Origin of the sequence: Sphingobacterium sp. N143, from assembly GCF_030325625.1 — a bacterium.
Classification (GTDB): Bacteria; Bacteroidota; Bacteroidia; order Sphingobacteriales; family Sphingobacteriaceae; genus Sphingobacterium.
The window spans coordinates 1-21,496 of the sequence record NZ_JACAIS010000010.1; the positions used below are offsets into that span (position 1 = coordinate 1).

A 21,496-nucleotide genomic window follows, 5' to 3' on the forward strand; every position below is an offset into this window, starting at 1 on the left:
GGAGAGTAGGTCGGTGCCTTTTTTTACACGGAAGCCCTTGCTGGAAACAGTCAAGGGCTTCTTGCGTTTGGATAGTTCTCTACCACCTGACTGATCAACAGGACACTGCTGATGCGATGGAGGATGGCTGGCTTATTCAAACGATGGATGCAACATTATTATTGGACAATCGTTTGCATTTCATCATTGCTTTTTTACTTGGATTTACTATTGTATTATTGTTAAGTTAATTTAAAGGTCTGTTGCTTGCATAAAAGAGTAGGAATGCAAAATAGGCTGTTCAATATTATAAATCATACACATGAAGATATCTTTTTGGAGTACGAAAGCACAAGTTAGTTTGTTAGTGGGATTGGCTTCTCCTTTTATTTTTCAATCAGCTAATGTGGATGCAAAAGCGAACGTGATCGATCGTTATAGTATGCAGGCCACAGAAAATGGAGACAGTCGTATTATTGCTGTCCAAAAAATCAACCCAACGACAGTGGAGGTTGTATACGATAATAACCAAAGGCTGACCCTGGATTTCTATGGCGATCATATTTTTAGAATGTTTCAGGATGTACATGGAGGAATTCTCAGAGACCCAGAAGCAGAACCAGATGCAAAGATTTTAGTTGAACAACCTAGGAAAGCTTTAACAGAACTTACTGTAAAAGATGAAGGCAATAAAGTGGACATTGCGACAATGGACATCCTGTTTTCCATTGATAAACAGACTTCGCAGTTTAGTATTTTGAACCGTAAAAGCAATAAAGTCGTTGTTGAGAGTTTAAAACCGATCGCGTTTGAAGAGAAGCGGGTGAGCCTGGAACTGAAAGAAAATAAGGATGAGTACTTTTTTGGGGGCGGGGTGCAGAACGGACGTTTTTCACATAAAGGCCGAACTATTGCTATTGAAAATCAGAATAGCTGGACTGATGGTGGAGTAGCCTCCCCGACACCTTACTTTTGGTCGACCAATGGTTACGGCTTTATGTGGCATACCTTTAAGAAGGGAAGCTATGCCTTTGGCGCAAAGATAAAAGGGACGGTACGTTTATCGCATGATACAGACTATCTGGATGTTTTTTTTATGATAAATGATGGAACGGTTCCTTTGTTGAATGATTTCTATCAATTGACCGGACATCCCATCCTCTTACCAAAATTTGGGCTGTATGAAGGCCATTTGAATGCATATAACCGTGATTTTTGGAAGGAAGATGCAAAAGGGATATTATTTGAGGATGGCAAACGCTATAAAGAAAGCCAAAAGGATAATAGCGGGATCAAAGAATCGTTGAATGGAGAAAAAAATAATTACCAGTTTTCGGCCCGGGCGGTCATAGACCGCTATAAAGCACATGATATGCCTTTGGGCTGGATCTTACCCAATGATGGTTATGGGGCGGGATATGGCCAAACTGAAACACTCGACGGAAATATCAAAAATTTGAAGGAGTTTGGCGATTATGCACGGAAAAATGGCGTGGAAATCGGCCTGTGGACACAATCTGACTTGCATCCGAAAGACAGTATCAGTGCACTGCTACAACGTGATATTGTGAAGGAGGTACGTGATGCAGGGGTGCGGGTGTTGAAAACAGATGTAGCCTGGGTAGGTCCAGGATATTCGTTTGGTTTGAACGGAGTGGCAGATGTAGGGCATATCATGCCTTATTATGGCAGTGATGCACGACCATTTATTATCTCGCTGGATGGTTGGGCAGGCACACAGCGGTATGCTGGTATTTGGTCGGGCGATCAGACCGGGGGCGTATGGGAATATATTCGCTTCCATATCCCGACGTATATTGGTTCGGGCTTATCGGGACAGCCCAACATAACTTCGGATATGGATGGCATATTTGGTGGCAAAAATTTTAAAGTCAATATCAGGGACTTCCAATGGAAAACCTGGACACCAATGCAGCTCAACATGGATGGCTGGGGGGCCAATGAAAAGTATCCACATGCTTTGGGTGAACCGGCAACTTCCATTAACCGACTTTACCTGAAACTGAAATCACAGCTTGTGCCATATAGCTATAGTATTGCCAAACAAGCTGTAGATGGTCTGCCAATGATCCGGGCCATGTTTTTGGAGCAGGCCAGTCCATATACCTTAGGAAAAGCAACACAGTACCAATACTTGTACGGCCCTAGCTTTTTGGTTGCACCCATCTATCAAGAAACACGTGTGGATGAGAAAGGGAATGATATTCGAAATGGTATCTACCTGCCCGAGGGTGAATGGATTGATTATTTTACTGGTGAGAAGTATAGCGGTGGCCGTATCATCAATAATTTTGATGTGCCAATCTGGAAACTACCTGTTTTTGTGAAAAACGGGGCAATTATTCCAGTGGCAAACCCAAATAATAATGTTCAGGAAATCAAAAAGGATCTACGTATCTATGAAGTCTATCCGTCTGGAAATTCTAGTTTTATAGAGTATGATGATGATGGGAAAACGGAGGCATATCGTTATGGGCAAGGGGTGAGTACCAAACTTTCTTCTAGCCTTAAAGGTGATAAAGTTCAGTTCTCTATTGCTGCATCAACAGGTGATTTTAAAGGTTTTGAAAGGATGAAATCCACTGAAGTCCGTTTTAATGTGACAGCGCCTCCGAAAAAGCTGACGGCCATTGTGAATAACAAAAGGATTAAACTTCAGCAAGTACATTCACTTACAGAATTAAATAGCTCGGATAATGTATACTTTTATGAGGCGCAGCCCGATCTGAACCAATTTGCTACCAAAGGCTCGGAGTTTGAAAAAGTTTCCCTGGTCAAAAACCCGATGATTTTGGTCCGTATAGGAAAACAGGATATCTCTTCAGCAACTATTGATATACATATCGATGGTTTTAAATATGCACCAACAAATCGCTATTTGACACAGACAGCTTCTTTGACAAGTCCCAAGGCTGTGGTGACTGATGCGAATACACAAGCATATACATTGACACCGACTTGGGAGAAGGTGGCAAATACAGATTATTATGAGATCGAGTTTAACGGCTTGCTTTATTCTACAATCAAAGATAATCAGTTGATTTTTGAGGGTTTGGATGCTGAAACAGATTATGAGTTTAAAATTCGTGCAGTAAATAAATCGGGAGTATCTGAGTGGAGTCCATTCACCGCACGAACAAAAGCCAATCCTTTGGAATTTGCCATTGAAGGTGTCCAAGCAGAAACTTCGGCTGCAAATCAAGGTGGAAATGGTATCAACAAGTTATTCAATTATGATGAGGGAGATATGTGGCATACGAAGTGGGGACAGACGGCAGTTCCATTTGATATGACCTTAGATCTTAAATCTGTTAATCAATTGGATAAGTTTGAATACCTGCCGAGAACAGATGGTGGAAATGGTATTATTTTGAAAGGAAAAGTATATTACAGCAACGATAAGGATACCTGGACCGAGGCAGGTAGTTTTGAATGGAAACGTGATGGTGAAATGAAACGCTTTAATTTCGGTACCCATCCTATCGCCCGCTTTATTAAAATTTCTGTATCGGAAGCTGTGGGTGGTTTTGGTTCTGGCCGCGAGTTGTATGTATTTAAGGTCCCTGGATCTTCAAGCTATCTGCCCGGCGATATCAACAATGACCGTTTGATCGACCAAAATGATTTGACCTCTTATATTAATTATACCGGACTACGGACGGGCGATGGCGATTTTGAAGGGTATGTAAGCAATGGCGACGTCAACAAAAATAAGTTGATTGATGCCTATGATATTTCTAATGTTGCTGTTATGATCGAAGGGAGAGCCAAACCTACGAAGGAGGAGAAAGTAGCGGGTACAGTGAAATTGGTGCCATCCAAAACGGTATTAAAATTGGGCGAGATGGTCGAAATCACAGTGCGTGGTGAAAATCTTAAAGCAGTCAATGCCCTTAGTTTTGCCTTACCTTATAACCAGGGTGATTTTGAATTTGCTGGAATAGAATCCCTTGGCATGAAAGAAATGAGCAATTATACCAATGATCGCCTTCATACCAATGGTAATAAGGCCCTGTATCCTACTTTTGTGAATCTGGGCAATAAAGAGACATTGAATGGCTCGGAAGTGCTGTTTAAAATTAAATTGAAAGCGAAAAGAAATGTAAGCTTTAACTTGAAAGCTGTAGATGGTATTTTAGTGGATAAAAAACTCAACTCAATTGGTTTTTAAGCGAATTATCCAGTCCATAAAAAAGGGGGAATACATTGTATTTCCCCTTTTTTATGGGCTAATAATCAGTAAGTGAGGTCGTTTTTATTAATTTAAACTCATGCTTAAATCCATTAAAAGGATTTCAGTGTCAGCTGAGGTAGCCTTAAGTTTGATTTCTGTGACATCCCAAATTCCAAAGCCATCTTTCGTTTCTAGCTGCTGCCCTTCTACTGTAACACTGCCACTAATGACAAAAATATAAACACCATTTCCGGTTTGTTTGATTGAGTAACTTGTTTCAATGCCCTGTTCAAAATGCCCCATATAGAACCAGGCATCCTGATGTATCCAAACACCTTCAGCACTTGGATCGGGTGAAAGGATCTGCTGGAATCTATTATGTCTTTGCGAAACATCAAGCGTAATTTGATCATACCTTGGAGCGACGTTACGTTGATTAGGATATACCCAGATCTGAAGAAATTTGACAATCTGATCCTTATTTTTGTTGTATTCACTGTGCATGATCCCCGTTCCGGCACTCATTACCTGAATATCACCTTGTCGGATAGTGGCTTTATTTCCCATGCTATCTTCATGTTCAAGATCACCCGCCAAGGGAATACTGATAATTTCCATATTATCGTGCGGATGCAATCCAAAGCCTCTTCCTTCAGCCACAGTATCGTCGTTTAATACGCGTAATACACCAAAATGCATACGTTCGGGGTTATGGTAATTAGCAAAGCTAAATGTATGATTGCTCTGTAACCAGCCATGATTTGCATGGCCACGGCTTGAAGCTTTATGGAGGACGCTGTGATTTTCCAGCTTATCCGTGTGATAACCGGTCGCTGCATCTGCCTCCAGGGCTTCTAAAGGCTCAATTTCGTCAATATCATTCTTGAGTATATTGCCCGAAGTAGCCGAGCTTGCAAATATTCCGGAGCCTAGAAGCCCCTTTTTGATAAAATTACGTTTGTCCATGATGTTAGTATTTAAAATGATATCATCGGATATCGATTTTCCATTCCTGCTTAATGTTCTTGAGTTAAGTCTGGGAATAGACTGAAAACCTCATTTTTTAAAAGTCCGCTACCGCCACCATAGTGCTGGATCAGGCCGATGGGATAGTTGAGATGGGAGAGGTGATCGATGATGTCGCGTTCTTCCTCTGCCGAAAGCCCAGAGCTCAATAACAGTATATCGACAGGATGGGCCGAAAGATAATTTTTACAGGATGAAAGTTGTTGCTGTACGGTCGTTTTCCAGGCAGGTGTAGTTTCGATTATTCTCTTTAACGTAAGCAGAATTTCTTCGTTCTTGCCGAATACGACAAAGTTTAACGTTCTCATTGGAGTAAATTATTAATGACCGGTATTGATTACTGTATTGACAACCGCGTTGCCTTTTAAGATTTTGGAAATGGGACATTCCTCAGCAATCTGTTGGAGGCGTTCCACAAGATCATCTTCCAATAACTGACCAAATTTTATTTCCCGTTCAAAATAGGTTACTACCTGCTCTTTTTCAATTCGGAGATACATATTTGAAGTGACCTGGATCTCTTGGATATCAAGGCCTTTTTTGTCGATATACATGCGTAAGGTCGCTAAAGTACAGGATACCAGCGAAGAGACCAAAAGCGTATAGGGATCAGGACCTAGATCTTTCCCTCCAAGTTTTTCGGGTTCATCTGTTATAAATTCTCCGTTTCTCCACTGAATTGTCGTTGTATACTTCTGTTGGGCGATATGACCAGTTACTGGATTTTCTAAAATATATTTCATATGATAATTCCTCTGTTGGTGATAAACAAAATTACGCTTGAATTGATTCAATTTTATTGATGTAGTTCAATAAATAACGGAAGCTAAGAAAATTACATTGTTTTTGTCTCAATTGTTGTTAAAGAGAACTTACAAGCCGAAAGCGGAGAGGAGAAAATCATTCAGTCCGAGATTCCAGGTTTTCCAGTATAAATTGGACACGCTGTGCTACTGTTGTTTTGGGGACCTCGACAACCACATAGCCGAGTTGTGAGTAGCTGTTTTTCATAGCTGTAAAAGTGGCTTCTGCTTCTTGCCAAGTTTGTTTTCTCTCGTTGTCATTTTCATAAATATCTTTCCATGGAGGAAGGATAAAGACTTTTGTATGGTAACGGTAGTTTTTTGCTTCATCCAAAAGCTGCTGTGGGATCGCTAGGTTTTCCATCTCAATATAAGCGAGCGTATCGGGGATACCACGGTCAAAAAAGACAAATTGCCGATGATTTTTGCTTTTTTGGATGCCATAACTTGCTGTGGATGCTGCTAACATCAGGGCGGCATAATGGTATTTATTTTTCCAGGGCAGACCATCACCATGGCCTTCCAATTGCTCCTGGATAATTCTACGTGCTTCTTCAGGAACAGTTTCGAAGCCTTCTTCCTGCAATGCTTTGAGTAGAGTAGTCTTTCCTACGCCAGGTCCTCCCGTTAGGATAATAAAATGATCGTTTTGGTCCATTGTATAAAAAGTTAATACCACAGCACTATTGGCTGTGGAGAAGTAAAGTTGGATATAGATGCCAAAGAGAGAAGGATGGTGGACATCCCCCTTACTGAATTGATGTTTACAGCGCGGTCATTTTAATCAATTCGTCTTCAAGCCTGTCAAAATTCTCTTCGTTTTTATCCATGACAAAATCCTTGAGCTTATCACATTCTTCGGCAGTTTTAAAGATCATTCGAAATACGAATTTTGTTTTTCCGGGAGCAATGTCGACAAAAGATAGTTCCATCCGAAAAAGTGGTTTGGATAATCTATCCCATGTAATTAAACGGGGGCTAACGATTTCAGAAAAAATGCATTCATTCTGATAATTCCCTTTGTCCGGTCCATGCATAATAAACTTCCATCGTCCCCCGGGTCTGAAATCAAACTCTTCAAACGTATTGGTAAATCCTGCCGGACCCCACCAGTTTTTTAAATGAGCGGGTTCACTGAAAGCCCTGAACACGACTCCAGCGGGAGCATTCAATGTTCTGCTGCTCATGATCTCATTATCCATTGGGAAAGATGACTGATGCATATGAAATTGTTTTAAAGAATTGTTTATATATTATGATGGCTTATTTTCCAAATAATCTAAGCCAAAAACCTTTTTCTTTATTCTTGATAGGATCTGCATCATCTTCTGCCGTTAGGGGTTCGACGTGTACCGTTTCGACTTTTAAGTTATGTAATATTTCATTTTCGGGAAAACTATTTTGCCGTTCGACCTCTTTTATCTGCTGAAAGGCAGTAGCTTGGTAGAGCTGGAGACCTTCTTGATCACAATTGAAAAGATCAGAATAGCTTTTTGATTCATGGAGATCAAAGGGCTGTGGTTCTACTACTTCAGTAGCCTCAAGAAGACCTAAGCCCCGCTCTTTTGCAAATTGCAAAGCTTTGATGAAGATGGAAATACGTCCGTCGGAAAACAGTGTGTCCAGTTCGGTTTTAATTTCGGCTTTATTGTGATAATCTTCCAATAGCTGTATTACATATTCAGGTGGAATGAATACACCGGAGCAATAGTTTTCAATTAATCTATTTTGAATTTTTTTTGTAAGGTATTCTGGTGGAATAAACTCCTCCCAAGTTCTATAATAAGCATTCAAGTGCGCGTTGTTTGAAAAGGATAATGCAGCACCACGAATATAAAAATAGCTATCCATAAAACCTTGAATAACAGCAATGAAAAAGCCATGGGTCTTATCGAAATAGTCAGTTTCACTTGTTTCCCGGCCAGCATTCAAGGTATCCTGATATTTTGTTTTATAGAAACCTTTTAGATGATAGGTACCAGCAAGTTCTTCCAGCTTTTCGGGATATTTGAGCAGGTCAAAATACCAGGCATTTATTTGCTGTTCTGAAATGGGGTGGTAACTAATATCATAGCCCATAATTATGATTTTTAAACTCTTGTTTTTTTTATACTAAAATATTAAAAATTAATGTGTTGGACAAGGATTGTAGGTAAGATATTACGCATAAGGCGTCGGGATGGGATTTTAGCTAGGAAAATTGGCCACAAATGAAGGTTTGTGTGTTTAAGTAATATTAATTACTTTGGCGGTAAAATAAAAAATTATATGAAGCACTTATTGTTTATCATTTGTCTGTCGACGAGTTTATTCTTTACGGCTTGTCAATCGCCTAGTCCGGAGACCTTTTTTGGAAAAGTTGTTTTAAACACAAATCTCATTGCAGATTTTACGCCAGAACGTTTCGGTAAACATCTCGAGCAGGAAACAGTCGAATTTCCGGATGTTCCCGCAAGTAAAAAAGTGGGTGATGAAGCACAAAAAACGGTCGCATTAAAGATTCAGGTTGTCGAAAAAGCATTGGGGGATATCAGAGGGCTGAATGTCTCGGATGAGGATGCGAAGGAATTGAAAGAGCAGTCCATTCAATTGTTTGAAAAGGTTTTACCCGTGTACAAAAATGAATATACAGCTTATGCTAAACTTTGTGACAGCAAAGGATCTGATGAAGAGAAGCAGGCGTTGCTGCAAAAGATTGATAAAGATTATATGCCTGATATCAATACGGTATTTGACCGTGTGTATGTCTTAGGAAAAGCCTATGCCGAGAAGCATAACCTTAATGTGAATTGGGGTAATTAAAATGGCACAAGAAACTAAATTATATCGAAATAGGCAGAAGACTATTAAACTGCTGTCAGTTTCAGGAGCGATCTGTCTATTCCTTATGCTTGTATTGCTGTACGCTATTGGGATATTTGATGGTGTATTAAAGGTAAAGCTTGCCGTATTCTCTGGCGCCGTCTTGTGTGTGCTCTTTATTCTTTTGATCGTAAATTTATTGAATCTTCGTGATCAGTCTGCTCAGATCATATTGGATGAAACCCATTTCCAAGGAAAAACAACCCCTTTATCTAAAGCCTTTGGCGCTGGAAAGTGGGAAGATGTAGTTGCTGTAAGGCTGCAAAAAGTTGGCGGTGATACCATGGTGATTGTCACTTTGGACAATATAGCCGCCTATAAAGACCGACTTCCTGCACTCCTATGGAAGATGGCTTATCATGAACCTTCTCAAGAGTTGAATATTATGTACTCAGCTTCTGTCATTGATATAGATGCCACAGCACTTTATGAACTGTTTATGTCTTATTGGAAGACCGCAGGGGGTGCAAAAGGAGAAAAATAAATTATACAGGCCACATCGCGAGTTTTCACAGTCTATTGATCTTCCGTTGGATAAACTCCTGTTCTAAAGAAGTTTTTGCCAATGCCTGAGCTGTTTTGAAACTCGCGATCGCCTTTTGTCTGTCGATATCCCTATAGAGTTCGCCCAGCAGCATAAAATAAAAATGATTGTCTTCGAGGTTTAGTTTTTTTGCCTCCAGGAGCGCAGCCTTTGCTCCCTTTACCCTGTATAGTGCAAATGTTCTGTTTAATGCAGCTGCAGGGGAATAGTTGACAGTCAGCAAACGATCGTATAATCGTAAAATCTCTTCCCATTTCTCAGAACTGTCATCTTTTGAACAGTGATATTGGGCAATTTTGGCTTCAATGTGATAAGATGTCAATTCATCTCCACCTGTGGAACGCCCCAAGAAATGTATTCCCTGATGGATGAGTTGCTGGTTCCAGCGGTTTTCATCCTGTTGTTCATATAAAATAAAATCACCTTCGTTGGTCTGTCGTGCATCAAAACGTGAAGAGTGGAAACACATTAAGGCAATGAGGGCATTGGTTTTGGGAATATTTGTTTTTTCATAAGCAGTAAGCATCAAGGCCAGACGTAATGCCTCTATGCAAAGATCTTTTCTCAGAATCTGATTTTGGGTTTTGGAATAGTATCCCTCATTAAATAAAAGGTAAATAATGTGGAGGACATTGTCCAAACGATTGACGATTTCCTTTTCAGAGGGCAGCGCAAGTTCCACCTGTTCTGAACGTAATTTTTCTTTGGCCCGGAATAGCCTTTTATTGATGGTTTCTTTGTTGGATAGGAAAGCTTCGGCAATTTCCTCGATGCTGAACCCACAGAGAATGCGAAGAGCAAGGCCGATCTGGGCTTCACTTGCAATTGCCGGTGTACAGATTGCAAATAACATTTTCAACTGGCTGTCTTTGATATTTTCCTGGGAAAAGCTCAGTTCTTCCAGGTTATCTTCTGCCTGTTCATTTTGCTGTAGCTCCGGTATGACTTTCTCTGCGAAAATTTTGTTTCTTCGGAAATAAGCTAAGGTCTTCTGCTTCGCAACCGTATACAACCAGGCCGCTGGATTTGCAGGTACACCTTTCTTCTGCCAGGACTCAGTCGCAGTAAGAAAGGTTTCACTCACGATGTCTTCGGCAATTTCGATGTATTGAAGTCCAAAACCTTTGGTGATAACTGCGACTATTTTGGTGAATTCTTGCTGAAATAGCTGTTTTAAAAAGTTAGGTTCCATAGTACGATATAGGGCAGTGTCATCAACATGCACCGCCCTATGATAACTTTAAACGAAAAGTGCTCTTATTTCAACACTACCATTAGACTCCAGTATTGGACAACCATGTGCCAATGTGGTGGCTTCATCCAGATTTTCTGCTGATACAACGATAAAACCTCCAAGCCGTTCCCGAATTTCAACAAAGGGACCATCGGTGATGACACCCCCGGGTTTTAGTACTTTGCCAGCGGGTTCGAGACGGGAGCCATGGTCTTTCAACTTTCCCTGGGCTTCAATGTCGGCGATCCAATCATGCCACTTTTTATTTGTCGTGGCTATTTGTTCTGCTGTCAGTGGACTTTGCTCGTTGCCTGCTTGACGAAATAACAAGATGAAATCTTTCATTTTTATGGTTTAAAATTGTCTAATCGATTTGTTGATCCTTTTTGTTCGTATTATTATGCTGTCTGTACTTTATGCTGCCCCACTATATAGCCGCCTGCTTCTGTACGAAAAGAGATATTAAAGCGGTTGTATGCATTGATCGTTGTAATTGCCAATGTCAGATCGACAAGCTCCTGCGGGGTAAACTGTTTGCTCGCACGGGCATATACATCATCTGGGACATCGCCATTGCTGATTTTTGTTACCGCCTCGGCCCATTCCAGTGCGGCACATTCACGTTCGCTATATAAAGGGGCTTCACGCCAGGCATCCAACACAAATAAACGTTGTGGATTTTCTCCAGTAGCAAGTAGATCTTTTGAATGCATATCCAAACAATAAGCACATCCGTTGATCTGTGATACCCTGAAATAAACCAGATGCAACAGTTCTTGTTCGATTGAACATTTACCGAGATATGCTCCCAATCCATACATTGCTTTCATGGCATTTTGCCCATTTGCGAAAAAATTAATTCGTTGTTCCATTTTATTATTGTTTTTAAGTGTAACTGATTTACACTACAATAATGCTTGAAGTTAAAGAAATTGGACACAAGGCTTAAAATATTTTTAGGATATTTTTTAATACACTGTATATCAGTTTTATATATTTTGTTTTTTTACAGGGATACGGACAATGTACAATGGATTTGAATAAGAAAGCTGTCAGAAAATAATCTGATCGAAGGTGTAGAATATAACTGTTGCCGAGCATAAAGTATTGCCCCTGTGGTCAAAATGAGGGTTGGAAAAGCTGGAAATCACAAACAATTATATTATTTTTAGACAAATTACTCCAATGAAATTTATAACATATACGCTCGCTATCCTTGGCCTGGGGGTAGCCTCATGTGGACCTGGTTCCCATGGCAAGCAATCTAGTGTGGATACGGTCACTAATCAAAAGTTTAAAGCTTATGAGGACCAGTTTATCGAACAGCTCTGGAAGGAAAATCCGGAATGGGCCACACAGGTTGGCTTTCATCAGTACGACTCGTTGTTAACGATACCGGATGCCAAGGCCAGAACCCTACGATTGGAATTTTCCAAAAGGCACCTGGACAGTTTAAAAGGTTTTGATTTGAATGAGCTGAACCTTTCTCAGCAGACCGATTATCATTTGATTCAGAACTACCTGGAGTCGAACATTTGGTCGATCGAGGAGGAACGTTCTTATGAATGGAATCCTTCTTCCTACAATGTGAGCGGATTGATCGCATTTATGCTGGCAGAGAACTATGCACCTTTGGCTACACGTCTCGAAGCTGTTCACCAGCGGTTGGTGAAGATTCCTGCTTATTATGAAGCGGCCAAAAAACAAGTTAAAAACCCTGCTTTGGTCCTGACCGATTTAGCCATCCAGCAAAATCTGGGCGGATTGTCGGTTTTTGAACATGATTTACGCGATTCACTGAAAAGTTCCAATCTATCGGCGGCAGAGCAGTCTGCAATTCAAAAAGCCTCAAATCAGGCTGTTGTTGCGATCAAAGGATTCATTCAATTTTTGAAAACCAACCCAAACCCTGCTCCCCGTAGTTTTAGGTTGGGACAGGAATTGTATGAGGCAAAATTCAACTTTGATATCCAGTCAGGTTCCACGGCGGCACAGATTTACGATGCAGCAATCGCCCGGAAGAGCTATCTGCATGGTGAAATGTACAAGATCAGCAAAGATTTATGGCCAAAGTATTTTGGAAGCACCCTACCACCAAGGGACAGTTTGCTGCTGATCCGGAAAATGATCGACACGCTATCTGTCAATCATGTGGAGGCCGCAGAATTTCAGACAGCAATCGAAGCTCAGATCCCGAAATTGGTGGCTTTTGTCAAAGAAAAAGATCTCTTGTATATCGATGATAGCAAGCCGCTAGTTGTACGCAAGGAACCGGCTTATATGGCCGGGGTAGCCGGGGCTTCCATCAGTGCTCCAGGGCCTTACGATAAAGGGGGCAACACCTATTATAATGTGGGGAGTTTGGCCGGCTGGTCCAAAGAGGCTTCAGAAAGCTATCTGAGAGAATATAATCATTATATCTTGCAGATACTCAATATCCATGAAGCTATTCCAGGACATTACACACAATTGGTGTATGCCAATCAGTCGCCAAGCCTGATAAAAAGTATTTTAGGAAACGGTGCAATGATTGAGGGATGGGCGGTTTATACCGAACAAATGATGCTGGAAAATGGTTATGGGGACAATGCTCCAGAAATGTGGTTGATGTGGTATAAATGGCATCTGCGTACGGTATGCAACGCGATATTGGATTATAGTGTCCATGTGAAAAATTGGAGCGAACAAGATGCAATGCATTTATTAGTGGATGAAGCTTTTCAGCAGCAGGCCGAAGCGGCAGGCAAATGGAAGCGGGTATCGGTGAGCAGTGTGCAGCTGACCTCTTATTTTACAGGATATAAAGAAATATATGACTTGAGGGAAGCCGTTAAACAGCAAGAAGGCCAACAATTCAACCTGAAAACATTTAATGAAAAGTTTTTAAGCTTTGGCAATTCTCCCGTTAAATATATTCGGGAAATGATGTTGAAATAAACCATATCAGTGCGTTGTCCTGTCCCCAGGAAGTTAGCACTTTCTGGGGATATTTTGAGTGATTACTGCTGGACGTTCATACCATCTGGAGCTTAGGCAATGTCCATGAGGTTATATTTCATAGCTTACCTTGGCAAATTTATTCCGATAATCGATCGGGGTCAGGCCAGTAATCTTTCTAAAGATATCCCGGAATGCTTTGGTGTCGGTATAGCCGACATCATACATAACCTGGGATACGTTTTTTCGAGAAGCCTCAAAGAATTTTTTGGCAGCTTCTATTCGTACACGTTGCATGTATTCAATAGGGGTATTGTTGGTGGCTTCCTTAAATCGTCTTTCAAAGGTTCGACGACCGATATTGACATAGTTCGCCAAGTCTTCCACCGTAATTTTTTCCTCATATTTTCTTTCAATATAGTCTTGTGCTCGTTGGATGTCCGGATCGCTATGATTACGCTGTCCTCTGAAGATGGCAAACTGGGATTGACTATCCCTACTGATGTCCAAAGCAAAATATTTAGCGATCAATACAGCGGTTTCTCTATCCGAGAACTTTTCCACCAGGTAGAGTATCAGATTCCATAAACTACTGGCACCACCGCTGCTGTAGATGTTTTCATGTTCCGTAATTACAGCGCCATCCTCCACTTCAATATCAGGGTATTTTTCCTTAAACTCTTCGATGTGGGCCCAGTGGGTAGAGCATTTCTTTCCGTTCAATAATCCTGTTTCGGCCAAAAGAAAGGCGCCTACGCATAGACTTGCAAGTCTGGAGCCTTTGTGGTACAGTTTTCGAAAATAGGGTATGGCTTCGGCATTATCCCGTAAGCCCGTGTTGATGTCCCCAAAAGTAGGAGGGATAATCAGTAAATCGGTGTTACCGACATCCTGCAGCAGTCGGTTTGTTCTTATGGTATATTCACCATTATTTGCGGGGACATATTCCGTTAGGCCGACATATTCAACCTCAAAAATGGCCTTCTTGCCGAACGTTGTCAAGAATTCATTGGCGGTATGAAAGGTTCTAAAGGCAGGTGTAATGCCCTCTATTGTACCATATTGGGGGACGAAAACAGAAATTAGCATAGCATGTTGGTTTATAGACGTAAAGGTACAAATTGTTTTTGTCGTAATCTACCCCTAAAGTTGTCGTTTCTGCAACAGCTTAGATCTTCGAATCCTTTGCAACTTTGTTATATCATTATAAACAAAAACAAAAAACAATGGAACGACTAGCAACAAACCTGTCGAATCAACACATTAATCATCATTTAATACAAACGTTATGAAAAAGAATCGTATTATCTTTTGGGTGGCAACACTATTTATTGTTATCTGGGAAGGAATTATGCCTTTGGGCACCCTACTTTTTGCGCCACAGTATGTCAATATGGGGACAAAGCCCCTGGGCTATCCTGATTATTTTGCGTACGCACTGATTATCTATAAAGTGCTTGGTGTAACAGCCATAGCAATCCCCCGTTTCCCACATAAATTGAGGGAATGGGCGTATGCGGGATTGACTTTCAGTTTGATCTTTGCCTTTATCAGTCATGCCTGCGTGGATAAAAACATAGCCTATATGTTGATGCCTCTTGTCGTGCTCGGAATCCTGATGCTGTCTTATGTTTATCGATCAAAGATGACAGCATCAACTAATTTCTCAGGCAATCAAGCATATCATGGCGAATCAGCCCTATCGTAATATAATTAACATGGGTAGCTTGACAGCAGAGGAGAGAAAAAATAAAAAAGAACAAAATAGCAAAATTGAGTATTTACTTTATAAACAACAATCGCAATGAAAACAAATAGTGTTTCTTTACATCGGATTATTCAGGCAAGCCCTGAAAAGGTGTTCCGTGCTTTTGCAGATCCAGTAGCACATGCCACCTGGTTACCACCTTATGGTTATGTCTGTACTGTACAGCAAATGGATTTTAAAGTAGGGGGAACTTTTAATATGACTTTCATTAATTTCAGTACCGGCAATGGTCATTCATTTGGTGGTGAATACCTTGAGATCAAACCCAATGCATTTATTAAATATGTGGACCGGTTTGATGACCCTAATTTACCGGGGGAAATGACCACCACGGTATCGTTAAATCAAGTTTCCTGTGGTACAGAACTTAAAATCGAACAAACGGGCATTCCGGAAGTCATTCCAGCGGAGATGTGTTATCTGGGCTGGCAGGAGTCTTTGGAGAAAATGAAAAAGCTCGTTGAACCCGAAATACCGGACGCATAATGGACACGTATGATGTTAGTTGAGCAAAGAGAACGATTACAAAGTGGAATCTTCATCACATTTACGGGCAACTGTAGGGCAGCACTGACATTTTATCAAACCTGTTTTGGTGGGACCCTGCATTTTGAAATGTTGGATCAGGCCATACAGGGATATGCAGCGATTCCTGTGGTCAGTGCTTCGCTAATTTCTGAACGTATTGTGTTGCACGGCTCTGATTTGGTTCATAATGAGGGGCGGAGAGTGGGGAATTATCTTGCTATCTATTTACCCTGCCGGGATAGCATCGAAAGAGCTTCTTTTATCGATAAGCTTGTCTCGCAAAAAAGTGCCGTGAAAGTTAGTCCTGATGAGCAGGCTAAATTCATTGAAGTCACAGATATTTTTGATGTTAGATGGGTTTTGGGTATTTAATGACGCGGTTATCGAACCAAATTGATTAATTTGAAATCGGAAAATACCGTTTAAAAAGACTGTTGTCATGATATTTGTTGAGAATGAATTTGCGCCACTAAAGCGAGTGATATTGACCGTTTCGGAGTTCGGTTATCCCCAGGTGCTGAAGCCGGATGATCTTCGTTTTCTGCCTTCGGCAGAAGCAGAGCTCGATGATGCACAGGCAGGAAAAGATCTCGCTGATGTGGATCCCGTTGCACAAAAGACCTGGGAGGAAGAACGTACCAACTTTGCTGTGGTCATGGAGAAATATGGTGTGGAAGTGCTACGCCCGCGCAAATTGACCAGCCTTGAAAAGGAATCAGGAACAATACACGGTTATTCCAATTTTTTTGTTCGTGATCCCTTTTTTACTGTTGGAAATGCCGTAATTGAAGGCTCTATACGCTTTATGCAACGCAGAAATGAGATCTTGCCGATCAGGGATATACTTGAACAGCAGGTATACCAAAATGATTGTCTCTATGTGTCAGCACCTAGACCAGCACTTGACCAAGGGGAGCTCGCTTTATGGCGAGGTCCTTTTATCGAGGGCGGTGACGTTTTAGTTTATGGAAAGCATGTATTTGTCGGTAACTCGGGACTTTCCTCGAATAGCTTGGGGATTGCATGGTTGTCCAAATTGCTCAACCCCTATGGCTTTCAGGTTGAGGAAGTAAGATTACATCCCAATATACTCCATCTGGACTGTGCTCTTGGACTGATCCGGGAGGGATTGATGATTGTCTGTGAGGCGGCGTTGCTGGATGGGATTCCGCAGCAATTGAGAAAATGGGAAAAGATCGTGGTCGATCTTGAAGAGGCTAGCCATCTTGCGACAAATGGGCTCCCTATCAATCCTCATGTGTATGTAACGGATCCAGTTTTTAAGCATATTGGCGATAAGCTATCCCGTTTTGATATACAGGTGGAATATGTCGACTTTCAGATCAGCCGTAGTTTTGGAGGTTCGTTCCGTTGCAGTACACAGTCATTGTTGCGAAAGTTCTGAATTTTTGGGAGCTTGTGGGCTGCCGACAATTATCAAAGCTTCTGTCGATAGACAGAAGCTTTGATGGTAACTATTGATTTAACTCTTCAGGTGAACTTTATTTACTGACTATTTCAAATGGAGCTCTTACCGAAGTGCCATTTTTCATTAGCTCCAAAATATTGGGATACATCCTTTTTTTGAAGGAGTCCCAACCGCGTAGTTCCTGCTTGGTCCATGCGGCTTCGCTCAATGCTAGTCCCCGCGGCCAAGTCATATAGTTAGCCCTGTTAATATCCCTTACAGCTTCCCCCCATATGGTACCCATAATGCCGATGATATGATCCGTTTTGTCTTTAGGCAGATCATATAATGGCCTGAAGCTTTGGGTCTTCTCCAGCGTGGTGATGGGCATGCCCCAGTTACCTTTTTCCGGAAAGTCGTCACTATATTGAGGATAATCCAAATAACAGTATTCACCTGGAGCCAGAATGAGAGCATTTTGATGGATTCCCGTCAATTCGATACATTTTGGTGTCAGCCCATTTCTCCAGCTGACCAAAGTTACATGTTGGGGATAATCGAATAGGTACTTGTTGGCGGGCATACGCACATTATCGAGCTCACACCATAGTATGGTATGTAGGTTGTATTTTTTTGCAGCAGCCAGTACCTTATTAAAGAAATAATGCATAAGCTGCTCGGGCTGATTATAGCCAAGCTTTTTCATTAGTGCCTGGTGTTCAGGACTTTTTGCCCAGTTTAATGCAATGTCAGATTCGTCACCGCCCAGGTGGATTTTTTTAGAGGGAAATAAGGATGAAATTTCTTTGAGGACGTCGTCCAGCAAGGAATATACTTTAGGATTCGCTGCAGACAACATCTTATGTTCAGTGCTGTCGATGTCGAAAACAGCATCTTTTTGGAAGTCACACCTTAAATCGGGGTAGGCCGTGAGCATGGCCACGGTATGGCCTGGAACATCGATTTCAGGTATGATTTCTACATTCCGTTTGGCAGCATAAGCAACCAGGTCTTTGATCTGTTCTTGAGAATAAAAGCCATTATCACCAGCCGTTGCTTTTTCTTTTGGTTTTCGGAAAGCTCCAATTTGTGTAAGTTTAGGATGGCTCTTGATTTCAATGCGCCAGCCTTGGTCGTCAGTCAGGTGGAGCTGCAATACGTTGAACTTATATTTGGCCATCTGATCAATATATTTTTTGACATCTTCAACAGGGATAAAGTGACGTGCCGGATCCAGCATGAGGCTGCGCAAGGGAAATAGGGGGCTATCATCGATAAAAATCGGCGTAATCAATTTTTGTTGGGTAGCTGCAGCATCCCCCAGGAGCAGCTGATCGAGTGTGTATACACCATAAAGCACAGAAGCAGGTGTGCTGCCTTTGATCGAAAGCTGTTTCTCCGTGATATCGAGTATATAATGTTCAGCCCCCTGTATGGAGGGATCCAGTAGCAGCTGGACAGCCAGGTTACTCGCAGACCTTGTATTTAGTTCGGCGGAGAGTTGCAGCTGTAATCGCTGTTGCAGGACCTTGCTCAATTGGGATGCAGCAAAATCAAGTGTTTGTGCATTGTAATGGAAACTCGTTGCTGATCGGATATCAAGTTTGTTGTTGGTTGAGGAAGTTTTTATTAGATTGGGCAGTGGCATCAGTGCTGCAGTATTTTCCTGCGCCTTGGCCACTGAAGTCAATGCTAAACAGATCGTAAATAGATAAGATAGTATTTTCATTGTATAAAGTTTTGCTGATTGATTCAAATTAAAATGTATTGATCAACAACTTTTAGTGCTAGTGTTTATAAATCATTTTAAGCTCGAGACGTTCTCCTTTGTTCATCTGGATGTTCGTAAACCCATTTTCTATGGTCAAGCTTTTTGTACCCTGCCTGATCGAGGCGATATCTGCAGGAACTTTCAATTTGAAGCTATTTTTTAATGAAGCTTGTAATGTTAATGAGGTAATTTTTTTATTCGCCCATTTCACATTGACTTCAGCCCCTCCACGTACACGAAGGCCTTTAAAGCTTCCATCTGCCCATACGTCGGGAAGCGCAGGAAGCACTTCGATATATCCATTTTGACTTTGGATCAGCATCTCCGCAACGCCAGCGGTACCCCCAAAGTTACCATCTATTTGAAATGGTGGATGAGCGCAAAATAAATTGGGATATGTCCCGCCGCCGCTGTTCATGTTCACTTCACTGCCTGAAGTCGGTTCCAGCAGACTTTTTAATAGCTTATAAGCACGGTTACCATCCTGCAGCCTTGCCCAAAAATTGATTTTCCATGCTCTGGACCATCCCGTACCCTCATCGCCACGACGATTCAGTGTTGCTCGGGCAGCAGCAGCCAAATCGGGGGTGGTACTGGGAGAAATTTGATTGGAAGGATACAATCCATATAGATGAGATACATGGCGGTGTTTGGGTTCGACCTCCTGATAGTCCTCAAGCCACTCCTGTAAATATCCTTTTGGACTGACCTGCATCGGGGGAAGCTTTGATAAAGTTTCTTTGATTCTGGTCGTATGTTGATCCCTTATACCCAAAATTTCTGCTGCGGCAAGGATATTGGTAAATAGCTCATGGATGATCTGCACATCCATCGTCGGGCCCATACAGACATATACCCGCTCTTTGCTCCCTGGTACATAAAAAGCATTCTCAGGTGAGGTAGATGGAGCTGTTACCAGCCAGCCGTGCTTGGGTTCAGCAATCATACTGCTCAGGAAAAAGTCTGCAGCCCCGGTCAAAATAGGATAAATAGTCTTCAGATACTTTTTATCTTGGGTGAAATTATAATGCTCCCAAAGATGTGCACATAACCACGCTCCACCTGTATTGGTGGCACCCCAAGAGGCATGTTCACCCGGTGCAGTAAATTTCCAGGGATTGCTCATCATGTGCGCTACCCAGCCTTGGGCACCATAAAACTCTTTAGCAGAAATTTCTCCCGATGGTACCAAGGACTTGGTAAAGTCGATAAGCGGTTTATGCAGTTCAGAAAGATTACATACTTCGGCTGGCCAATAGTTCATCTGTAGGTTAATATTCAGATGATAGTCTCCATTCCATGGGGTCTGTATCTGGTTTGCCCATAGGCCCTGCAGATTCAGCGGAAGCGATTTTTCATTCGTCCCACTGATCATCAGATACCGTCCAAACTGAAAGTACAGTGCAGCAAACGCTGGATCATCACCAGCCTGAAAATGCGCAAGCCGTGATGGAGTCGAGGCAACATTATCCTGCAAACCTAAGTTTAGTTCAACCCGGTTAAATTTAGCTTGGTAAGATGCAGTATGTCGCTGTTTTAATTTATCAAAGGAATTTTCCGCTGCTTTTGCCAGCAGATGATCCACAGTTTTCTTGTAGTTTTCATCCAGCAGGTCAGTTGATGTGGAGACTAAGATGACCACTTCGTTTGCATGCTTGACAGCAAGAGAGCTGTCGCCAGTGATCAAATTCCCACCCTTATGGATTAACTGTAATTTTGTGATATACTGTACACCTTTGTTACCGTTATCCCCATCGTTTAACTGTCCCGCCATGAATATAGTGTTGTCTTTTACCCAAACTTTCCCCCGTTCGAGCCTGCTTAGGCTAATCTCCATTGAAACAGATTTTTTCTTATCCGCGACGATGCGGGCTCCAAGTATGTCATTGGCATGCGATGCAAAATACTCCCGTTGGTAAGTGACGTCTCCTTTTGTGAATTTGGTTGAGGCGATGGCGTTATTCAATGAAAGTTCACGCTCGTAGTTCGTAGTTTTCTCCGCCGTGGGATAGGTATAGCGAATGTGCATATTTCCGAGCATTTGAAAGCAACCGTAGGGGGCGTCTTTTCCCTGACCGAGAGCAGATCCTTGCCCTCCGCTGCGAAAGTGTGCATACATGAGTTTTTGTGCCGCCATATTTTTTCCAGCAAGTAGCAACTGCCGGATCTCTTGCAAATATGGAAATGCTTTGGGATTAATTGCTTCCGGGTCTTTACGTCCAGACCACATGCTGATGTCATTCAATACGATAAGTTCCGTATCAATCCCGCCGTCTGGCATCATGCCGATACGGCCGTTACCTAGGGGAAGTGTTTCTTCCCATGCTGTGGCAGGTACATGATAGCGCAATGTCAGCTCGTCAGGTTGCTGCGCAAAACCCGAAAGCACGCATATTGTTATAAAAAAGATGAATAGACTCCTCATCATAGCTGTATATTTT

The 21,496-nt window shown here is 41.8% G+C and carries 21 protein-coding genes; 9 read left to right on the top strand and 12 right to left on the bottom strand.

The window, feature by feature from the left end:
• Together HX021_RS17785 and HX021_RS17790 are read left to right on the top strand one after the other, a co-directional pair.
• The coding region (locus tag HX021_RS17785) for a hypothetical protein (protein WP_286591894.1) at positions 1–230 on the top strand (230 nt) is incomplete at its 5' end.
• Positions 231–301: 71 nt separating this feature from the next.
• Complete coding sequence (locus HX021_RS17790; RefSeq protein WP_286591895.1) at positions 302–4,171, top strand: TIM-barrel domain-containing protein; 3,870 nt, start codon at positions 302–304, stop codon at positions 4,169–4,171.
• An 87-nt stretch (positions 4,172–4,258) separates the two neighbouring features.
• Here the strand turns inward: HX021_RS17790 and HX021_RS17795 are convergent, their stop codons facing one another.
• The 6 genes from HX021_RS17795 to HX021_RS17820 all read right to left on the bottom strand — a co-directional run bounded on the left by HX021_RS17795 (position 4,259) and on the right by HX021_RS17820 (position 8,082).
• Positions 4,259–5,140 carry a pirin family protein gene (locus HX021_RS17795; protein ID WP_286591896.1) on the bottom strand — a complete coding sequence of 294 codons (882 nt, stop codon included), beginning with the start codon at positions 5,138–5,140 and terminating at the stop codon, positions 4,259–4,261.
• A 50-nt stretch (positions 5,141–5,190) separates the two neighbouring features.
• Positions 5,191–5,508, bottom strand: a complete 318-nt coding sequence (locus tag HX021_RS17800; RefSeq protein WP_286591897.1) for a hypothetical protein — start codon at positions 5,506–5,508, stop codon at positions 5,191–5,193.
• A gap of 12 nt (positions 5,509–5,520) precedes the next feature.
• Positions 5,521–5,943: an OsmC family protein gene (locus HX021_RS17805; RefSeq protein ID WP_286591898.1), complete on the bottom strand. Its 423-nt coding sequence runs from the start codon at positions 5,941–5,943 to the stop codon at positions 5,521–5,523.
• Between the two features lie 157 nt (positions 5,944–6,100).
• A complete protein-coding gene (locus HX021_RS17810; RefSeq protein ID WP_286591899.1) occupies positions 6,101–6,661 on the bottom strand; it encodes an AAA family ATPase in 561 nt (186 codons plus the stop codon).
• Between the two features lie 106 nt (positions 6,662–6,767).
• Entirely contained in the window at positions 6,768–7,226 is a 459-nt protein-coding gene (locus HX021_RS17815) for an SRPBCC family protein (RefSeq protein WP_286591900.1), read from the bottom strand.
• Positions 7,227–7,266: 40 nt separating this feature from the next.
• Positions 7,267–8,082: a hypothetical protein gene (locus HX021_RS17820; RefSeq protein ID WP_286591901.1), complete on the bottom strand. Its 816-nt coding sequence runs from the start codon at positions 8,080–8,082 to the stop codon at positions 7,267–7,269.
• Positions 8,083–8,271: 189 nt separating this feature from the next.
• Between HX021_RS17820 and HX021_RS17825 the strand changes: the two genes are divergently transcribed.
• Both HX021_RS17825 and HX021_RS17830 read left to right on the top strand, forming a co-directional pair.
• Positions 8,272–8,805: a hypothetical protein gene (locus HX021_RS17825; protein WP_286591902.1), complete on the top strand. Its 534-nt coding sequence runs from the start codon at positions 8,272–8,274 to the stop codon at positions 8,803–8,805.
• Position 8,806: 1 nt separating this feature from the next.
• Entirely contained in the window at positions 8,807–9,349 is a 543-nt protein-coding gene (locus HX021_RS17830; protein ID WP_286591903.1) for a hypothetical protein, read from the top strand.
• Between the two features lie 25 nt (positions 9,350–9,374).
• Here the strand turns inward: HX021_RS17830 and HX021_RS17835 are convergent, their stop codons facing one another.
• From HX021_RS17835 to HX021_RS17845, 3 genes are read right to left on the bottom strand one after another with little or no spacing between them, the layout of a single operon-like run.
• Positions 9,375–10,601 carry an RNA polymerase sigma factor gene (locus HX021_RS17835; protein WP_286591904.1) on the bottom strand — a complete coding sequence of 409 codons (1,227 nt, stop codon included), beginning with the start codon at positions 10,599–10,601 and terminating at the stop codon, positions 9,375–9,377.
• Positions 10,602–10,649: 48 nt separating this feature from the next.
• Complete coding sequence (locus HX021_RS17840) at positions 10,650–10,988, bottom strand: YciI family protein (protein ID WP_286591905.1); 339 nt, start codon at positions 10,986–10,988, stop codon at positions 10,650–10,652.
• 53 nt (positions 10,989–11,041) lie between these two features.
• Positions 11,042–11,515, bottom strand: a complete 474-nt coding sequence (locus HX021_RS17845; RefSeq protein ID WP_286591906.1) for a carboxymuconolactone decarboxylase family protein — start codon at positions 11,513–11,515, stop codon at positions 11,042–11,044.
• Between the two features lie 313 nt (positions 11,516–11,828).
• On the opposite strand from HX021_RS17845, the gene HX021_RS17850 reads away from it, so the two are divergent.
• Positions 11,829–13,580 (top strand): DUF885 domain-containing protein, encoded by a 1,752-nt coding sequence (locus HX021_RS17850; protein ID WP_286591907.1) that lies wholly within the window; start codon positions 11,829–11,831, stop codon positions 13,578–13,580.
• A gap of 111 nt (positions 13,581–13,691) precedes the next feature.
• Here the strand turns inward: HX021_RS17850 and HX021_RS17855 are convergent, their stop codons facing one another.
• Positions 13,692–14,669, bottom strand: a complete 978-nt coding sequence (locus HX021_RS17855) for a GlxA family transcriptional regulator (RefSeq protein WP_286591908.1) — start codon at positions 14,667–14,669, stop codon at positions 13,692–13,694.
• A 199-nt stretch (positions 14,670–14,868) separates the two neighbouring features.
• Between HX021_RS17855 and HX021_RS17860 the strand changes: the two genes are divergently transcribed.
• The 4 genes from HX021_RS17860 to HX021_RS17875 all read left to right on the top strand — a co-directional run bounded on the left by HX021_RS17860 (position 14,869) and on the right by HX021_RS17875 (position 17,281).
• Positions 14,869–15,288 (top strand): DoxX family protein, encoded by a 420-nt coding sequence (locus tag HX021_RS17860; protein ID WP_286591909.1) that lies wholly within the window; start codon positions 14,869–14,871, stop codon positions 15,286–15,288.
• 96 nt (positions 15,289–15,384) lie between these two features.
• A complete protein-coding gene (locus tag HX021_RS17865; RefSeq protein WP_286591910.1) occupies positions 15,385–15,834 on the top strand; it encodes an SRPBCC family protein in 450 nt (149 codons plus the stop codon).
• Between the two features lie 9 nt (positions 15,835–15,843).
• Positions 15,844–16,248 (top strand): VOC family protein, encoded by a 405-nt coding sequence (locus HX021_RS17870; protein WP_286591911.1) that lies wholly within the window; start codon positions 15,844–15,846, stop codon positions 16,246–16,248.
• A gap of 67 nt (positions 16,249–16,315) precedes the next feature.
• Positions 16,316–17,281, top strand: coding sequence for a dimethylarginine dimethylaminohydrolase family protein (locus tag HX021_RS17875; RefSeq protein WP_286591912.1), 966 nt, complete (start codon positions 16,316–16,318; stop codon positions 17,279–17,281).
• A 97-nt stretch (positions 17,282–17,378) separates the two neighbouring features.
• Here the strand turns inward: HX021_RS17875 and HX021_RS17880 are convergent, their stop codons facing one another.
• Both HX021_RS17880 and HX021_RS17885 read right to left on the bottom strand, forming a co-directional pair.
• Positions 17,379–19,013, bottom strand: coding sequence for a beta-N-acetylhexosaminidase (locus HX021_RS17880; protein WP_286591914.1), 1,635 nt, complete (start codon positions 19,011–19,013; stop codon positions 17,379–17,381).
• Between the two features lie 58 nt (positions 19,014–19,071).
• The gene (locus HX021_RS17885) at positions 19,072–21,483 is read right to left on the bottom strand and encodes a glycoside hydrolase family 95 protein (protein WP_286591915.1); all 2,412 of its coding nucleotides are present in this window, start codon (positions 21,481–21,483) and stop codon (positions 19,072–19,074) included.
• Positions 21,484–21,496 lie beyond the last annotated feature (13 nt).

What these genes read in the sequence shown, in the direction of transcription:
- HX021_RS17790 (WP_286591895.1), top strand. Translation starts at nt 302, where the DNA reads ATGAAGATATCTTTTTGGAGTACGAAAGCACAAGTTAGTTTGTTAGTG.
- HX021_RS17795 (WP_286591896.1), bottom strand. Translation starts at nt 5,140, where the DNA reads ATGGACAAACGTAATTTTATCAAAAAGGGGCTTCTAGGCTCCGGAATA.
- HX021_RS17800 (WP_286591897.1), bottom strand. Translation starts at nt 5,508, where the DNA reads ATGAGAACGTTAAACTTTGTCGTATTCGGCAAGAACGAAGAAATTCTG.
- HX021_RS17805 (WP_286591898.1), bottom strand. Translation starts at nt 5,943, where the DNA reads ATGAAATATATTTTAGAAAATCCAGTAACTGGTCATATCGCCCAACAG.
- HX021_RS17810 (WP_286591899.1), bottom strand. Translation starts at nt 6,661, where the DNA reads ATGGACCAAAACGATCATTTTATTATCCTAACGGGAGGACCTGGCGTA.
- HX021_RS17815 (WP_286591900.1), bottom strand. Translation starts at nt 7,226, where the DNA reads ATGCATCAGTCATCTTTCCCAATGGATAATGAGATCATGAGCAGCAGA.
- HX021_RS17820 (WP_286591901.1), bottom strand. Translation starts at nt 8,082, where the DNA reads ATGGGCTATGATATTAGTTACCACCCCATTTCAGAACAGCAAATAAAT.
- HX021_RS17825 (WP_286591902.1), top strand. Translation starts at nt 8,272, where the DNA reads ATGAAGCACTTATTGTTTATCATTTGTCTGTCGACGAGTTTATTCTTT.
- HX021_RS17830 (WP_286591903.1), top strand. Translation starts at nt 8,807, where the DNA reads ATGGCACAAGAAACTAAATTATATCGAAATAGGCAGAAGACTATTAAA.
- HX021_RS17835 (WP_286591904.1), bottom strand. Translation starts at nt 10,601, where the DNA reads ATGGAACCTAACTTTTTAAAACAGCTATTTCAGCAAGAATTCACCAAA.
- HX021_RS17840 (WP_286591905.1), bottom strand. Translation starts at nt 10,988, where the DNA reads ATGAAAGATTTCATCTTGTTATTTCGTCAAGCAGGCAACGAGCAAAGT.
- HX021_RS17845 (WP_286591906.1), bottom strand. Translation starts at nt 11,515, where the DNA reads ATGGAACAACGAATTAATTTTTTCGCAAATGGGCAAAATGCCATGAAA.
- HX021_RS17850 (WP_286591907.1), top strand. Translation starts at nt 11,829, where the DNA reads ATGAAATTTATAACATATACGCTCGCTATCCTTGGCCTGGGGGTAGCC.
- HX021_RS17855 (WP_286591908.1), bottom strand. Translation starts at nt 14,669, where the DNA reads ATGCTAATTTCTGTTTTCGTCCCCCAATATGGTACAATAGAGGGCATT.
- HX021_RS17860 (WP_286591909.1), top strand. Translation starts at nt 14,869, where the DNA reads ATGAAAAAGAATCGTATTATCTTTTGGGTGGCAACACTATTTATTGTT.
- HX021_RS17865 (WP_286591910.1), top strand. Translation starts at nt 15,385, where the DNA reads ATGAAAACAAATAGTGTTTCTTTACATCGGATTATTCAGGCAAGCCCT.
- HX021_RS17870 (WP_286591911.1), top strand. Translation starts at nt 15,844, where the DNA reads ATGATGTTAGTTGAGCAAAGAGAACGATTACAAAGTGGAATCTTCATC.
- HX021_RS17875 (WP_286591912.1), top strand. Translation starts at nt 16,316, where the DNA reads ATGATATTTGTTGAGAATGAATTTGCGCCACTAAAGCGAGTGATATTG.
- HX021_RS17880 (WP_286591914.1), bottom strand. Translation starts at nt 19,013, where the DNA reads ATGAAAATACTATCTTATCTATTTACGATCTGTTTAGCATTGACTTCA.
- HX021_RS17885 (WP_286591915.1), bottom strand. Translation starts at nt 21,483, where the DNA reads ATGATGAGGAGTCTATTCATCTTTTTTATAACAATATGCGTGCTTTCG.